The organism is Stutzerimonas frequens (genome assembly GCF_024448335.1).
GTDB lineage: Bacteria > Pseudomonadota > Gammaproteobacteria > Pseudomonadales > Pseudomonadaceae > Stutzerimonas > Stutzerimonas frequens.
Genome location: NZ_JAMOHM010000019.1, coordinates 59,997 through 74,451, shown reverse-complemented (window position 1 = coordinate 74,451; position 14,455 = coordinate 59,997). Strand labels below are relative to the sequence as shown.

Sequence of the window (14,455 nt, the reverse complement as noted above, 5' to 3'; positions counted from 1 at the left end):
AAGGGCACCCTGGAACTGTCGCGCTTCGGCGAGATCATCGTCGACGCCAAGGGCCAGACCAGCATCCCCGGCGTGTTCGCCGCCGGTGACGTGACCACGGTGCCGTACAAGCAGATCGTGATCGCCGTGGGTGAAGGCGCCAAGGCCTCGCTGAGCGCCTTCGATCACCTGATCCGCAGCTCCGCGCCGGCCTGATCGAAACGCGAAAAAGAAGGGGAGCAACCGCCAGGTTGCTCCCCTTTTTTTTACGTCTGGTTGGGAGGTCATTGGATTCGCCCGGCGGTCTGCCGAGGATCGTTGCGAGGTGTCTGCGGTCTACTGCGGTACACCGCGCTACGGCTCAGGTGGTAGCGAGCGCTCGCGATGGCCATGGGCTCCGGGCGCGCCTGTCGAGCAGTCCATGGAGCTGTCCACGAAATGATGAATGCGCAAACGTCGCAAAACTCGCGCAGGGTCGTACTGACCCATGCCAACCGACCCAATGAGCCACAGCACGAACGGGTCGTACACGCAGCCTTGGCCGAGCGTCTGGCTGCACTGCTAGGGCTGACTTATGGCGGCGATTACGATCCGACCCGTCGCTATGAGGCTCAGCCCTATCTCGTGCCATCCGGCACGGTGGTCGGCCTGCGTGAAGCCCAGGCGCTGGGCCTGTGCGGGGAGGCTGACCTGTTCGGCGGTGTGGTACCGCAGGCCTTCGTCGAAACCAAGGCCATCACCCACCCACTGATTCGCCCGGACGCCGCTGCGCCGGTCGGCTGGTCGCGCGATTTCAGTACGCAGGTCAAGGGCAGTGTGCTCGCTGGCTATAGCGTCTTCAGTCTGGAGGATGCCAGAGATGCCGGGCGTCGGCTGCTGCACGAGGGCTCTGTGCGCATCAAGCCGGTCCGAGCTACCGGTGGACGCGGCCAGCAGCGCGTCGATGACAGTGATGCCCTCGATCAGGCTCTGTTTGCGCTCGATGAGCAGGAGCTGGCCGAGTACGGCCTGGTGCTAGAGGCCCATCTGGAGCACGTCACGACCTTCAGCGTCGGACAGGTGCGGGTCGGTGGCCGCCTGGCGAGCTACTACGGTACCCAGCGGTTGACCGAGGATAACGCCGGCAACGAGGTGTACGGCGGTTCCGATCTGGTCGTCGTGGACGGTGACTTCGAGGCGTTGCTGGCGCTTGATCTAACGGAAACCACGCGGCTCGCCGTCAGCCAGGCACAGGTGTACGACGAGGCCGCTTCGGCCTGCTACCGAAACTTCTTCGCCTCCAGGCGCAACTACGACATCGCCCAGGGGATCGACGGTCGCGGCCAGCCGCGCTCGGGTGTGCTGGAACAATCCTGGCGCATCGGCGGTGCCAGCAGCGCTGAAATCGCGGCATTGGAACTCTTCCGTCAGGGCACGGGCGCGCGAGTCGTACGGGCATCTTCGCTCGAGATCTATGGTCGAGAGCGCCCGGCGCCGGCGGGAGCCACGATCCTGTATCAGGGGCAGGATGACGAGGTTGGTTTCGTCACCAAATGCGTAGTGGTGGAGCAATATGGCGACGCATAGCGAGACAGTAGACATTCTGGTTGGCGATGAGCATATCGCCGGAACGTTCCTTTCACCGCCGGCCAAGATGCCCGGCGTGCTGTTCGTTCACGGCTGGGGCGGCAGCCAGCAGCGCGATCTCACCCGCGCCCGCGGCATCGCCGGGCTCGGCTGTGTCTGCCTGTCATTCGACTTGCGGGGACACGCGCAGACCCGCGCGCAACAGGAGTCGGTGACCCGCGAGCAGAACCTCGCCGATCTCCTGGCTGCCTACGACCTGCTTGCTCAACATCCGCATATCGATCCGTCCGCCATCGCCGTGGTCGGAACCAGCTATGGCGGTTATCTGGCCACCATCCTGACCTCTCTGCGGCCGGTCAAATGGCTGGCGCTGCGGGTGCCTGCGCTCTATCGCGACGAGGACTGGAACCTGCCCAAGCGCCAACTGGACCGCGATGTGCTCAATCAACTGCGCAGCCGGCGGGTGTTACCGGAAGAGAACCGTGCATTGGCCGCTTGCTCCGCCTTTCGCGGAGATGTGCTGATCGTCGAGTCGCAGCACGACACCTTCGTGCCTCATGAAACCATCATGAGCTATCGCGCCGCCTTTCACCGCACCCAGTCGCTGACCCATCGCATCATCGATGGCGCCGACCATGCGTTGAGCAACGAGCGCTGCCAGGAGGCCTACACATCTATCCTGGTCAACTGGGCGACGGAAATGGTCATCGGTGCGCGTCTCGACGAAAAGTCGGCAGCCGGTTTCCGGGGCGTGGATGAGGGCGAGGAGCCCGGGCGTGGCGCGGCGCAGTCAAGCTGATCCGATCAATCGGGCGGTGTAGCGGGTGGCGTCGGTCCGACGAAACGACTCCAGCGTCGGTCGAGCACCTGCTGCTTGAGCACCTCGATGACATCCACCAACAGTTCTTCCAGGGCCAGGTCGGTGTGTTCGTCCTGATAGACCCAGGCATCGAAGAACTCGTCGGCGAGATTGGCCGCCAGGGCCTGGAACTGCGGCCCGCGCATGCCTTCGACGGCGCCCTGCAGGAGGCGTGCGGCGATATCGCTGAGCGCGTCGTCGAGCGTCGCGGCCAGTCGATTGCCGAGCGGCAGCCTTCTGAGGCTGTGCATCTCCGGATTGTCCTGCAGCGCCTGGTGGATCAGCTGGCTGACATAGCCTTCAATGGCGCCGCGATTGTCGCGGTAGCCGGTTTCCAGCATGCCTTGCAGGCGCCGCGACAGGTCGTTGAGCACGCGCTGCTTGCGCGGTCGGACCACCTCCTGCAGCAGGCGTCGGGAGAGGTCATCGCTGGCGCCAATCTCCTGCTGCAGGCGGCCGAACAGGCGCACCATCACCCGGTCGGAGAGCTCCTCGATCAACAGGTAGTAGTAGCGGCTGAACAGCCCGTAGACGGCCCAGCGGCGCATGTCGATCAGGCCCAGACGCTGCAGGCGGATCAGCAGGCTGCCAACCCGCAGTACCCGAAGCCAGCGGAACCCCGCCAGCGGAATGCAGCCGAGCACGTCATACCAGTGGGCGAACGGGTAGTAGTACCAGCGCGCATAGCGGCGCTCGAACAGCGCGACCGTCCAGCCGAGCAGCACGTCGAGAAGGAAGACCGCGACGAACCACAGGTCGATGTACTGGAAGTTGACGTGGATGCTTTGCTGATAGCGCTCGTGCAGTTGCGGCATCAGGTTGGCAAGCGCCGTGTTGACCGGCTGCAGCGCGAACAGGCTGTCGAACAGGATCAGCGCCAGGTTCACGCAGACCAGCAGGACGATGAAGGCTTCCCAGGCGGCATGCAGCCCGTCGCGGCGCCGCGCCTGTTGATCCACGCGGTGCTCAGTCATCCGCGCCGGCTGCCGCGGCGGCGGGTTGCCAGAGGATCTCGCCACACCCCTGGCGCCGCGCAATCAGGCGCGCGGCGACGAACAGCGCATCGGACAGCCGGTTCAAATAGGCCAGCAGCACCGGGCGCACGGTTTCGCTGGCATTGAGCTGCTGGCAGCGGCGCTCGGCAGTGCGCGTCACGCTGCGGCACAGGTGGGCGAGGGCGATGAGCCTGGAACCGCCCGGCAGGATGAACTCCTTGAGCGGCCCCAGCTCCTGGTTCCAGCTGTCGATGGCCTGCTCCAGGCGCTCGATCTCGCTTTCCTGCAGCGCCTGGTAATCGGGCATGGCCAGCTCGCCGCCAAGATCGAACAGGCGGTGTTGGCACGGGCCGAACACGCTGATCAGCTCATCGAGCGCAGGCCATTGCACTTGCGCCTCAGCCAGTTCGGCAAGCAGCAGGCCGAGCTGGCTGTTGAGCGTATCGACCTCGCCCATGGCTTCTACACGCGGATGATCCTTGGCGACCCGGCGGCCATCGCCCAGGCCGGTTTCACCGCTATCGCCGGTACGGGTGTAGATCTTCGACAGTCGATTGCCCATCTATTGGTTCCTTGTTCAGGCCGCCGGCGGCTCGCCAGGCGAACTCAGTGGCAGGCGCAGGGTAAAGGTGGAGCCATGGCCGGGTTGGCACTGCACCTCCATCTGGCCCTGGTGGTTGTTGGTAATGATGAAATACGAGACGGAAAGGCCCAGTCCGGTTCCCTGACCGACTTCCTTGGTGGTGAAAAACGGTTCGAATATGCGTTTGCGAACGTTCTCTGGAATGCCACCACCGTTGTCTTCGACCTGAATCTCTGCCCATGGCGGGTTCAGTCGAGTGCGCAGGATGATGCGCCCGCGTTCCTGAGCCTGGTTCTGGTGGATTGCCTGGGCGGCGTTCTTCAGCAGATTGAGCAGAACCTGTTCCAGTTCGTTGGCGATGCAGGGCACGCGATCGATCTGCGGATCGAAGTCGCGAACGATCTCGATCGACCTGAAATCGAAACCCTCCATCAGGGCGAAATCGTTGCCGGCGATCTCCAGCGCCTGGTCGATCAGCATCGGCAGCTGGCAATCGGCCAGCTGCCGGTTGCTCATGCGACTGAAGCTGAGCATATGGCTGACGATCTTCGCGGCCCGGGAGCCGGCCTGCTGGATGCCGTCGAGCAACTGCGGCACTTCGCGGCGTTGCAGATACTGGTTGACCGCCTCCAGGCGCACGCCGGTTTCCTCCGCTGCCTCGCGATTGCGTTCCAGTTCGGGCGAAAGCCGGCGGCGGATGTTCTGCGCGTTGTGCAGGATGGCGCCGAGGGGATTATTGATCTCGTGAGCCATGCCGGCGGCCAGGCTGCCCACCGAGAGCATCTTCTCCGACTGCACCATCATCTCCTCCATGTTGATGCGCTGGGTGATGTCGTCGATGCGGATCACCACGCCACGACCGCCGCCGCCGGTCAGTGGATAGCAGGTGAGCGCGTAGTGGTGTGGCTCGTCGTTGCGCAGCCAGGTCACTTTCTCGATCTTTTCCACCACATGCTGTTCGGAAGTGCGGCGGATCTGCGCCAGGAAGGGCTTGAGCGGCTCGAAGGCGACGAACACCGGCTGATTCAGCGCGTCGTCCAGCGGCGTTCCGGAGAGGGCGCTGGCTTCCTGATTCCACTGAGTGACGTAGAGCTGCTCATCGAGGGCGATCAGCGCAGAGGGCATCGAATCGATGATGCTGTTGAGGTACTTCTGGAAGCCGGTGAGTTTCTGCTCGATCTTGCTGCGAACCTGGACCTCCAGCTCCAGCTTGCGGTTGGAGTGCCGCGTTTCCTCGGCCAGCCCCTGGGCGTGATCGAAGGCTTCCTGGGCATCGTCACGGGCGCGCTTGAGCTGCTGCTCGCGAGCCTCCATGCGTGACAGCATGGTGTTGAAAGCGTCGGCCAGGCGACCGATCTCGTCCTGGTTGCCGGGCTTGGCCCGTAGCGAGTAGTTCTCCTCGCGGGTTACCTGGCGGGACAACGCTTCGAGGTCGCGAATTGGCCGCGTGATCAGCTGGCGGATCTGCCGGGCGACCAGAACCCACAGCAGCAGGCTGGCCACGAGGATCGCCAGGCTCGCGGTCAGCGTGCCGGTGTAGAACGCCCCGGGCAGTTCGCTGCTGGCGACCATCAGCAGATGCCCGGCGCTGCCGTCCGGTTGTGGCAAGCGGACCAGCAGATTGGCGCGGATCTCGCCGGCGCGCCAGTCGGCGACTGCGCTCAGCCGCTCGGGCAGACGCAGGCGCTCGCCCTGCTGTACCTGTGCCAGGCTGTTGCCGTCGCGGTCGTAGATGACCGCGGCGCGCAGCGGCGCATAGCCGTCCAGGCGTCTGAGTAGCGAATTTGCCGCTTCTGGTGAGGTCAGCGCGCGCGTGCTCAGCTCTTCGGTAGCGAACAGTTCGCCCAGCGTATGCATGGCTTGGGGCGCTACGCTCTGCCGCGAGATCCAATAGGCGGCGCTGATGAAGGTGAGGTTGGACACCAGCAGGACCGCAGCCAGGAGAACGAGCAGGGCGAGTAGCAGCTTGCGGCCGACCGGGAGGTTTTCGAGGCGTTGACGCAGGATCATTGGCGGTACGAGGCGGCAGAGGTTTCTGCAGGGTAGCCGCGGCTCAGTCGGTGGGCAATCCGCGCTGGCGCAAGTGCTCGCGAAGACGCTGGTGCAGCGCGTGCAGCTTCGGCGTGGGCAGCCCCAGGGTTTCGGCCGTGGCACAGGCGTGGCCGAGCAGATAGGCGATCTCCGTGCGACGGCCAAGACAGACGTCCTGAAGCATGGACGAGTAGTTGGCCGCCGTGGCTTCGATGACCCGTAGCACCTCGTTTTCCAGGTCGTTGGCGGCCGCTGGCTGGCCGCTGGCTACGAGAAGTCTGCCGAGTTCTTCGCTCAGCACAGCGAGTTGCGCAGGGTGCTGCAGCAGCTCGCCGTTGCGGCAGTCATGGAGCACGGTCAGTGGATTGATTGCACAGTTCAGCGCTAGTTTGCGCCAGAGCCGCGAGAGAATTTCCGTGCTCCACGTCTGCGCGATGCCGGCCAGGTCCAGTTCGCTCAGCCAGGCAGGCGCTGCGCCGCCATGCGGGTCGCCCAGCCAGTTCTGCCCGCGGCCTGCGAACAGTACCTGGAAATCAGTCTCGCGATAGGCCCCTTCGGTGCTCGACACGAAGATGCAGCGGGCCTGCGGCCAGCGCTCGGCGATCGCTTGCTGACTGCCGAGACCATTCTGCAGCAGGAGCAGTTCGGCACCCGGGGCCAGGCGAGCGGCGACCCGGGACACAGCGGCTTCGGCATCGTAGGCCTTGCAGGCAACCAGCAGTCGTCTGATGGTGGTCGGTGCGTCGGGCAGTTCCGCGGGGATGTCGAAGCGCTCGAGATTGTCGTTCTCCCGCAGGCCGAGCCCGCCGGCGCGTTGGTATTCGTCCAGGCGTTGCGCCGAGCGCAGGATCAGCCGTACCGGCAGACCGGCACGAGCCAGCCGGGTGGCCCACAGGCTGCCGAGCGCACCGGCGCCGAGAATGTGCCAGGTCATCGACTCATGCCGACTGCTTGAGCCGGAAGGGGACGATACGGCCCGTGCTGTAGGCGCTCGGCAGCAGCGCAGCGGCACGTTCGATGATGGCCTGCGGTGTGACCGGGAGCGCGTCGGCATCGAGGCTGATCAGGCTGATGCCTGCCTTGATCGAAATGAAGCCTTCGCTGGTCTTCAGCGCGCGCAGGTTCAGACCCTCGTGCAGGCGTTTGAAGCTGCTTGGCGAACAGCCCTTCAGATCATCGACCAGTGCCAGCAGGCCGAACTGTTGCTCGTCGATCCGGCACACCACATCCAGTGGGCGGACCAGCTGCTGCAGGCGAGCACCGATGGCACAGAGGATTTCCGCATAGACGGGCTTTCCGTAACGTTCGCGCAGTGCATCCGCGTCCGGCAGGCCGATCTGCAGGTAGTACAGCGCGGTACCACGATTCTCCATTTGCCGCAGGCTGGCGGCCAGGCGCTGCTGTAGATAGCGGCAGTTGCCCAGCCCCGTCAGTGGGTCGTGCAGGCTATGTTCCTCGAGGCTGGCGACGCTTTCGGCCAGCTGATGGTTCTCCTGCTTGAGCTGCTGCAGCGAGGCGCATAGCCGGTCGGCAGCGAAGATTCTCGGCAGTAGTTGCTCGTTCATTGCCGACTTGCTGATGAAATCGTCGACGCCATGGTCGAATGCCAGGCCGAGCGCATTCTCGCTGTCGCGCCCGGTGAGCAGCATGACGTAGCTGTAGTGGCCGCTCAGGGCGTCGCGTTGGCGGATCTGCCCGGTCAGCTCGAGGCCGTCCATCTCCGGCATCAGCCAGTCGGCCAACAGCACGTGGGCAGGACGTTGCGCATGCTGCGTCAGCGCGTCAGCGGCGCTGCTGGCGAAGCGGATATCCTGGTAGCCGGCCTTGCTCAGGGCACGACCGATCATGACGCTGGAGAACTTGGCGTCATCGACCACGAGGATGCTCAGGTGGGGGTTGGGCATGGCAAGCTCAATCAGTTGGAGGGGGACGTCCTGTCACTCCGTAGGGGCGGGCGCTGAAACGTCGAAGCGTTATAATGACCGCGCTTTCTTAACCGTCAAGACACGCGCGCTCGGCTCATGCGGCCCGTCGCGCTACATAGTGGAGGAATCCCATGCCCTCGTTCGACGTGGTGTCCGAACTGGACAAGCACGAAGTCACCAACGCGATCGACAACGCGATCAAGGAACTCGATCGTCGCTACGACCTGCGTGGCAAAGGCAGCTTCGAGCAGAAGGACCTGACCGTGCAGCTGACGGCAGAAGCCGAGTTCCAATTGGAGCAGATGCTAGAGATTCTCAAGTTGAGCCTGGTCAAACGCAAGATCGATATCCAGTGCCTGGAAGTCAAGGAGCCCTATGCATCCGGCAAGACCACAAAGCAGGAAGTGACGCTGCGCGAAGGCATCGACAAGGAGCTGGCGAAGAAGATCGTCGCGCACATCAAGGACGCCAAGCTCAAGGTGCAGGCTGCCATCCAGGGCGAGCAGGTGCGCGTCACCGGCAAGAAGCGCGATGACCTGCAGGAAGCCATCGCCCTGCTGCGCGGACACGAGTTCGGCATGCCGCTGCAATTCAACAACTTCCGCGACTGATTCCCGCCGCGCTTCGGCGCACGCAACCCCGCTGTTCTCGGTGCCCGGCCCGCCGGCACCGATTCTTGAAGGAGCATCTCTGCATGGACCTCTCTATTGACTATCTGGTCGATCTCTCCGAAGCCTGGCTGCCGGTCGTTCTGCAATACGGCGCCCAGGTGACGCTGGCATTGCTGACCTTTTTATTCGGGTGGTGGCTGATCAATACGCTGACCGCCAAGGTCAGCGGCCTGTTGCAGCGGCGCAAGGTCGATCCGACCCTGCACGGTTTCATCGGCAGCCTGGCCGGTATCATCCTCAAGGTATTGTTGCTGGTCAGTGTGGCCTCAATGATCGGGGTGGAAACCACTTCGTTCATCGCCGTGATCGGTGCTGCCGGCCTGGCCATTGGTCTGGCCCTGCAGGGCAGCCTGGCGAACTTCGCCGGCGGCGTGCTGATCCTGCTGTTCCGCCCGATTCGGGTCGGCGAGTGGATCGAAGCCCAGGGCGTAGCAGGCACCGTCGATTCGATCCAGATCTTCCATACGGTGCTCAAGTCCGCCGACAACAAGACCATCGTGGTGCCCAACGGTGCTCTGTCCAACGGGCATATCACCAACTACTCCCGCGAGCCGCGGCGTCGTGCCGATATCAACGTCGGTATCGACTACGGCGCGGACATCAAGCTGGCACGGCAGATCCTGCTGGAGATCGCGCAGGATGAGCGTGTTCTGCGCGATCCCGAGCCGGTTGTGTTCGTCACCGGGCTGGGTGACAGCTCGGTCAATCTGTCGTTGCGGGTGTGGGTCGCGACCGGTGATTTCTGGCCGGTGACCTTCGGTTTCACCGAGTTGGTGAAAGAACGTTTCGACGCTGCCGGGATCGGCATTCCGTTTCCGCAGCGTGTGGTGCACCTGGTTCAGAGCTGAAGTCTTGCCTGAACGAAGCGAAGCCGGCATCTGCCGGCTTCGTCGTTTCTGCTGGTCGCCTCAGGACTGTTCCGAGGCTGCTTCGCGCTGCGCATCGCCGGGTTGCTGGCGATCTCGGCTCCATTGCCAGGCGATCAGAATCAGTGTCGGCACGCCGAGCAACGCGGTGACCAGGAAGAAGTCGCTGTAGCCGAGGTGTTCCACCATGACCCCGGAGTAGCCACCCAGCAGACGGGGCAGTAACAGCATGAGCGAACTCAGCAGCGCGTACTGGGTGGCCGAGAACTTCAGGTTGGTCAGGCTGGACAGGTAGGCGACGAAGGCGGTGGAGGCGAGGCCGCCGCTGAAGTTGTCGCAGGAGATGGTTACGATCAACATGTTCAGGTTCGCGCCCATCTCCACCAGCAGCATGAACATCAGGTTGGTCGCCGCCGAGGCGACGCCACCGATGAACAGGATCGGCAGGATGCTGAAACGCACGATCAGCAAACCGCCAAAGGCCGCTCCCAGCAGCGTCATCACTAGCCCGAACAGCTTGCTGACGCTGGCGATCTCGTCCTTGGAAAAACCCTGATCGATATAGAAGACGTTGGCCATCACGCCCATCACCGTGTCCGACATGCGATAGGTGGCGATCAGCCCCAATAGCAGCAGCGCTTGCCAGCGGTAGCGCACGATGAAATCGGTGATCGGCGTCAGCACCGGCCCCATCAGGATGCGCCCGGGTGCCGACAGGCAGCCCCAGCAGATCAGCAGGTACATGGTGCCGCGCGGCCAGTAGCCGCCCCAGTAGGACTGGAACATGCCGGTAGTGGAAACCATCAGGATGATCAGCACGATTACCGACACGGCCTGGTGGGCGAAGTCGAAGCGCACCGGTCGCTGGCGTTGCTTGGCTTGACTGAAGATATGCCGTACCGGGACGAACAGCGCCCGGCCCACCGGCGATACGCTGCCGAGGATGAACAGTGCGTACAGCGTGGCGCGCGGCCAGGCCTGGGCGATCAGCGCATTGATCATCGCCGGCACCGAGACCAGCAGCACCAGCAGCAGGCCGACCGCGGCCAGCTGATGATTGAAGGTGTAGCGCGAGGGCTCGTTGGGCAGTGGCGCGGCTACGTCCGGCTCGCGGATCACCAGACTGGTGATCAGGCCGGGCAGTATCAGCAGCGCGAAGACGAAATAGGTCGTGGTCCAGGCCGCCTGGTTGTAGTCGAGGCTGCTCGAACCCAGCCATTCGGCGAGAAAGAGGGCGCCGGCGCTGGCGAGCAGCATGGCGATGCGATAGCCGGTCATGTAACTGGCGGCGAGGGTCGCCTGCAGCTTGTCCTCGACGATCTCCAGGCGATAGGCGTCGATGGCGATGTCCTGGGTGGCCGACGAGAATGCCACGACCACCGCCAGGGCGATGAGCATCGTCAGGTTGTGCTGCGGGTTGCAAAGGGCCATGCCAATCAGGCCGACGGCGATCAATGCCTGCGACAGCACCAGCCACGAGCGGCGTCGGCCCAATGCGCCGATCCAGGGCAGCCGCCATTGGTCTAGCATCGGCGACCACACCCACTTGAAGGCGTAGGCCAGGCTGATCCAGCTGGCGAAGCCGATGGTTTCCCGCGAGACGCCCGCTTCGCGCAGCCATACCGACAGTGTGGAGAACACCAGAACGGCGGGAAGACCCGCAGCGAAACCCAGCAACAGCAGGGCTAGCGTAGCGGGGCTGGCGTAGGCGGCTAGCGCATCGCGCCAGGTTTCACGGGACATACATCGAGGTTCTGCACGGATTGGACGAAGGGCGCACTCTAACCGCTGTGCTCCGTCGAATGCCAGCCATGCCGACGCATGTCCACTCGGTCGTTGACGATGGTCAGGCCCTCTGCCCGTAGGCGCACCCGCTGTTCGTGACCTGCTGCTGTTCCGGCTGGCAGGCTGAGGCGGCCGCCGGCGGCAATCACCCGATGCCAGGGGAGTGTGGTGTCGTCGGGCAGCTGCGACATCAGCCGACCGACCCAACGTGCAGCCCGGCCGAGCCCCGCCATGGCGGCCAGCTCGCCATAACTCACCACCTTGCCGGGCGGGATCTGCGACATCACCAGATAGACGGCAGCTCGGCGCGTTTCAGCGTCGGCGGATGGCGGCAGCAGCGGTGCGTGGTCATTCATGCTGGGGCTTCCGGGGAGGTAAATCGACGGGCCGGAGAACTCGGGTTCCGTTCGGCGGTCTGTGCTTGCTGTGGTTAGACGCATAGGGATAATGCCAGCCTTTCAACCGACCCAGACCTGATTTCAATACCCGTATGTTCCCCAGAACCCTGCTTTGCGTGACCCTCTCCGCTCTGGCTCTGCCATCGTTCGCCGACACCGTATGGCTGAAGAATGGCGATCGCCTGACCGGCAAGATCAGTGTGCTCGACGGCGGCAAGCTGCTCATCGAAACCGAGTATGGCGGTTCGATTCCGCTGAAGTGGAGCAAGATCGCCACGCTGGAAAGCGACCAGAAGCTGCTGATCAAGCAGGACGACGTGACCGGTGAGGTCGCTCAGTCCCTGCAGGCCGCCGACGAGGGCAAGGTCGTCATCACCAATGGCGCTGCGCCTCGCACGGTGGAGCTGGCGAGCATCACCCAGATCATCCATCCCAAACCGCTGATTCAGGATTTCACCTGGAGTGGCAACGTCGATGTGGCGATGGACTACAAGCGTGCCGAAACCGATACGGATGACTATGACGTCTCCTTCGACACCAAGGCGCGGCACGGGCTGTGGCGCCACAACGGCACCGGCAACTACAACCGCGAGTATCGCGACGGCGTGACGGTCACCGACAACTGGGATGCCGAGTACGCGCTGGACCGCTTCCTCGATCAGCACTGGTTCTGGCAGGGGCGGTTGAGCTACAAGCGCGACCAGATCGAGGACGTGCGCCGTCAGCGCACCATCGGTACCGGTCCCGGTTACCAGTTCTGGGACAACGAGCTGGGCGCCTTCTCCCTGGCAGGGCTGATCAACCGTAGCGACTACGAGTTTGCCGACGGCGAAAAGGAGAACTTCTACCTGGCGGCGATGAAGTGGGACTACAACCGCTACCTGGTGGGCAAGACCTTCGAGCTGTTCAGTACCGGCGAACTCGGCAAGCCGCTGGAGAACGTCGCCGATTACGCGCTCGATGCCGAGGTCGGCCTGCGTTACAAGGTGACCGACTGGGCTTCGCTGAACATGAAGGCGGAGAAGGACATCATCAGCGGTGCCGACAACGATCTCGACGAGACCCGCTACAGCATCGGCTTCGGCGTGGGCTGGTAAGCCTTATCGATCCGGTGTGCATATATAAGAAAGGCAGCCATCTGGCTGCCTTTCTTCTTTGGCTCTGACACCACGATCAGAGACGCAGCCCGCCGTCCAGTTCGAGGATGCGGCCGGTGTAATAGTCGTTCTCGAAGATGTACGCCACCGAGTGGGCGATCTCCGCCGGCTTGCCCATGCGCTTGAGCGGAATGCCGGAAGTCATTTTCTCCAGGGCTTCGGGCTTCATGCTGGCGACCATCTCGGTCTCGATGAAGCCGGGCGCCACGCCTGCCACGCGAATGCCGTAGCGCGCCAGCTCCTTGGCCCAGACCACGGTGGCCGAGGCCACGCCGGCCTTGGCCGCGGAGTAGTTGGTCTGGCCCATGTTGCCGGCGCGGGAGATCGACGAGATGTTGATGATCGCGCCTTCGCTCTTCAATTCGACCATCTTCGCCGCGACTTCGCGGGTGCAGAGGAACACGCCGGTGAGGTTGACGTCGATCACCGCCTGCCACTGCGCCAGGCTCATCTTGCTGATCTCGCCGTCCTTGACCTTGAGCAGCAGGCCGTCGCGCAGGATGCCGGCATTGTTCACCAGGCCATGCAGGCCGCCGAAGTCTTCGGCCACACGCGTGACCATGTCGCTGACCTGCTCTTCGTTGGCGACATTGCACAAGTAGGCGCGTGCGCCGCCGCCGGCGGCCTTGCAGGCGGCGACGGCCTCGTCCAGACGCTCCTGGTTGAGGTCCACCAGCGCCAGTCGCGCGCCCTTGCTCGCCAGGTACTCGGCCATGGCCCGGCCGAGGCCCTGGCCACCGCCGGTGACGATGATGACCTTGTCTTGCAGTTGCATGCGCGCCTCCTGTTGTCCTTGTAAGGCGGGAACGACGCCCGCCAGGGAAATCGTTATGCTGGGCGCTCCGTCGTCCCGGACCCGTATCGAGGAGCCACAGGTGAGCGCCGAAGCCCGCAAGCATGCCCGACAACTCCTGCTCAAGGAATACCGCGGTGTGCTCTCCACCCATTCCCAGGCCATGCCCGGCTTTCCGTTCGGCTCGGTCGTGCCGTACTGCCTGGACGCCAATGGCTGGCCGCTGATCCTGATCAGCCGGATTGCCCAGCACACCCGCAACCTCAAGGCCGACGGGCGCTGCTCGCTGCTGGTCGGCGAGCGCGCCGCCGAGGACGTGCAGGCGGCGGGTCGGCTCACGCTGCTGGCCGAGGCCCGCCAGCTCGACGACGCGGCGACGGTCGAGGCCGCTGCGCAGCGTTATTACAGCTACTTCCCCGAATCGCAGGATTACCACCGCGTACACGACTTCGACTTCTGGGTGCTGGAACCGGTGCGCTGGCGCTACATCGGCGGTTTCGGTGCGATCCACTGGCTGGATCAGGTCGCATTGGCCAATCCCTTCGCGGCGGAGAACGGCGAGGTGGAGCGGGGCATGGTCGAGCACATGAACGACGATCATGCCGCGGCCATCGCGCACTATGTCGAACAGGCCGGGCTGCCGCGCGAATCCGCGGCGCGGATGACCGGCATCGACAGCGAAGGCTTCCACCTGCGCATCGGCCAGGCGCTGCATTGGCTAGCCTTCCCCGAACCCTGCGCGACGCCCGGGGCAGTGCGGCAGGCGTTGGTGGCGATGGCGCGTCGCTGAGGTGATTCAGCTTGGCTTCAGCGGCGCCGCGCATAATCCGGTTACAGGGCTTTTTTC

General features: G+C 64.0%; 15 protein-coding genes. 7 read left to right on the top strand and 8 right to left on the bottom strand.

The annotated features are described in order from the left end of the window. The 3 genes from NAO55_RS19825 to NAO55_RS19815 form a co-directional block, all read left to right on the top strand. Positions 1 to 195: FAD-dependent oxidoreductase (locus NAO55_RS19825; RefSeq protein WP_256070292.1), on the top strand; the 195-nt coding region annotated here is incomplete at its 5' end. A 222-nt stretch (positions 196 to 417) separates the two neighbouring features. Continuing rightward, a complete protein-coding gene (locus NAO55_RS19820; protein WP_102839759.1) occupies positions 418 to 1,545 on the top strand; it encodes a DUF3182 family protein in 1,128 nt (375 codons plus the stop codon). Further along, complete coding sequence (locus NAO55_RS19815; RefSeq protein ID WP_063540080.1) at positions 1,532 to 2,344, top strand: alpha/beta hydrolase family protein; 813 nt, start codon at positions 1,532 to 1,534, stop codon at positions 2,342 to 2,344. Before NAO55_RS19820 ends, NAO55_RS19815 begins: the two co-directional genes overlap by 14 nt. Before the next feature lie 5 nt (positions 2,345 to 2,349). On the opposite strand, the gene NAO55_RS19810 is transcribed toward NAO55_RS19815, so the two are convergent. From NAO55_RS19810 to NAO55_RS19790, 5 genes are read right to left on the bottom strand one after another with little or no spacing between them, the layout of a single operon-like run. Then, positions 2,350 to 3,378 (bottom strand): ion transporter, encoded by a 1,029-nt coding sequence (locus NAO55_RS19810; protein WP_180981625.1) that lies wholly within the window; start codon positions 3,376 to 3,378, stop codon positions 2,350 to 2,352. Then, the gene (locus NAO55_RS19805; RefSeq protein WP_102839761.1) at positions 3,371 to 3,961 is read right to left on the bottom strand and encodes a cob(I)yrinic acid a,c-diamide adenosyltransferase; all 591 of its coding nucleotides are present in this window, start codon (positions 3,959 to 3,961) and stop codon (positions 3,371 to 3,373) included. Before NAO55_RS19805 ends, NAO55_RS19810 begins: the two co-directional genes overlap by 8 nt. A 15-nt stretch (positions 3,962 to 3,976) precedes the next feature. Continuing rightward, positions 3,977 to 5,992 (bottom strand): sensor histidine kinase, encoded by a 2,016-nt coding sequence (locus NAO55_RS19800; protein WP_102839762.1) that lies wholly within the window; start codon positions 5,990 to 5,992, stop codon positions 3,977 to 3,979. A gap of 43 nt (positions 5,993 to 6,035) precedes the next feature. Next, entirely contained in the window at positions 6,036 to 6,947 is a 912-nt protein-coding gene (locus NAO55_RS19795) for a putative 2-dehydropantoate 2-reductase (protein ID WP_102839763.1), read from the bottom strand. A 4-nt stretch (positions 6,948 to 6,951) separates the two neighbouring features. Next, the gene (locus NAO55_RS19790; RefSeq protein ID WP_102839764.1) at positions 6,952 to 7,917 is read right to left on the bottom strand and encodes a GGDEF domain-containing response regulator; all 966 of its coding nucleotides are present in this window, start codon (positions 7,915 to 7,917) and stop codon (positions 6,952 to 6,954) included. Positions 7,918 to 8,069: 152 nt separating this feature from the next. On the opposite strand from NAO55_RS19790, the gene NAO55_RS19785 reads away from it, so the two are divergent. Together NAO55_RS19785 and NAO55_RS19780 are read left to right on the top strand one after the other, a co-directional pair. Further along, positions 8,070 to 8,549, top strand: coding sequence for a YajQ family cyclic di-GMP-binding protein (locus tag NAO55_RS19785; RefSeq protein ID WP_063540074.1), 480 nt, complete (start codon positions 8,070 to 8,072; stop codon positions 8,547 to 8,549). An 83-nt stretch (positions 8,550 to 8,632) separates the two neighbouring features. Next, positions 8,633 to 9,457 carry a mechanosensitive ion channel family protein gene (locus NAO55_RS19780; RefSeq protein WP_063540073.1) on the top strand — a complete coding sequence of 275 codons (825 nt, stop codon included), beginning with the start codon at positions 8,633 to 8,635 and terminating at the stop codon, positions 9,455 to 9,457. 60 nt (positions 9,458 to 9,517) lie between these two features. Here NAO55_RS19780 and NAO55_RS19775 read toward each other — a convergent pair whose 3' ends face one another. Together NAO55_RS19775 and NAO55_RS19770 are read right to left on the bottom strand one after the other, a co-directional pair. Continuing rightward, positions 9,518 to 11,218, bottom strand: a complete 1,701-nt coding sequence (locus tag NAO55_RS19775; protein WP_102839765.1) for an AmpG family muropeptide MFS transporter — start codon at positions 11,216 to 11,218, stop codon at positions 9,518 to 9,520. Positions 11,219 to 11,256: 38 nt separating this feature from the next. Continuing rightward, the gene (locus tag NAO55_RS19770) at positions 11,257 to 11,616 is read right to left on the bottom strand and encodes an MGMT family protein (protein WP_102839766.1); all 360 of its coding nucleotides are present in this window, start codon (positions 11,614 to 11,616) and stop codon (positions 11,257 to 11,259) included. A 134-nt stretch (positions 11,617 to 11,750) separates the two neighbouring features. Here NAO55_RS19770 and NAO55_RS19765 point away from each other — a divergent pair, with 134 nt between their 5' ends. Then, positions 11,751 to 12,755, top strand: a complete 1,005-nt coding sequence (locus tag NAO55_RS19765; RefSeq protein WP_084904864.1) for a DUF481 domain-containing protein — start codon at positions 11,751 to 11,753, stop codon at positions 12,753 to 12,755. Between the two features lie 76 nt (positions 12,756 to 12,831). Here NAO55_RS19765 and NAO55_RS19760 read toward each other — a convergent pair whose 3' ends face one another. Beyond that, positions 12,832 to 13,590, bottom strand: coding sequence for an SDR family oxidoreductase (locus NAO55_RS19760; RefSeq protein WP_102839767.1), 759 nt, complete (start codon positions 13,588 to 13,590; stop codon positions 12,832 to 12,834). Between the two features lie 100 nt (positions 13,591 to 13,690). Here NAO55_RS19760 and NAO55_RS19755 point away from each other — a divergent pair, with 100 nt between their 5' ends. Further along, the gene (locus NAO55_RS19755; protein ID WP_102840382.1) at positions 13,691 to 14,398 is read left to right on the top strand and encodes a HugZ family pyridoxamine 5'-phosphate oxidase; all 708 of its coding nucleotides are present in this window, start codon (positions 13,691 to 13,693) and stop codon (positions 14,396 to 14,398) included. The last annotated feature ends 57 nt before the right edge of the window (positions 14,399 to 14,455 follow it).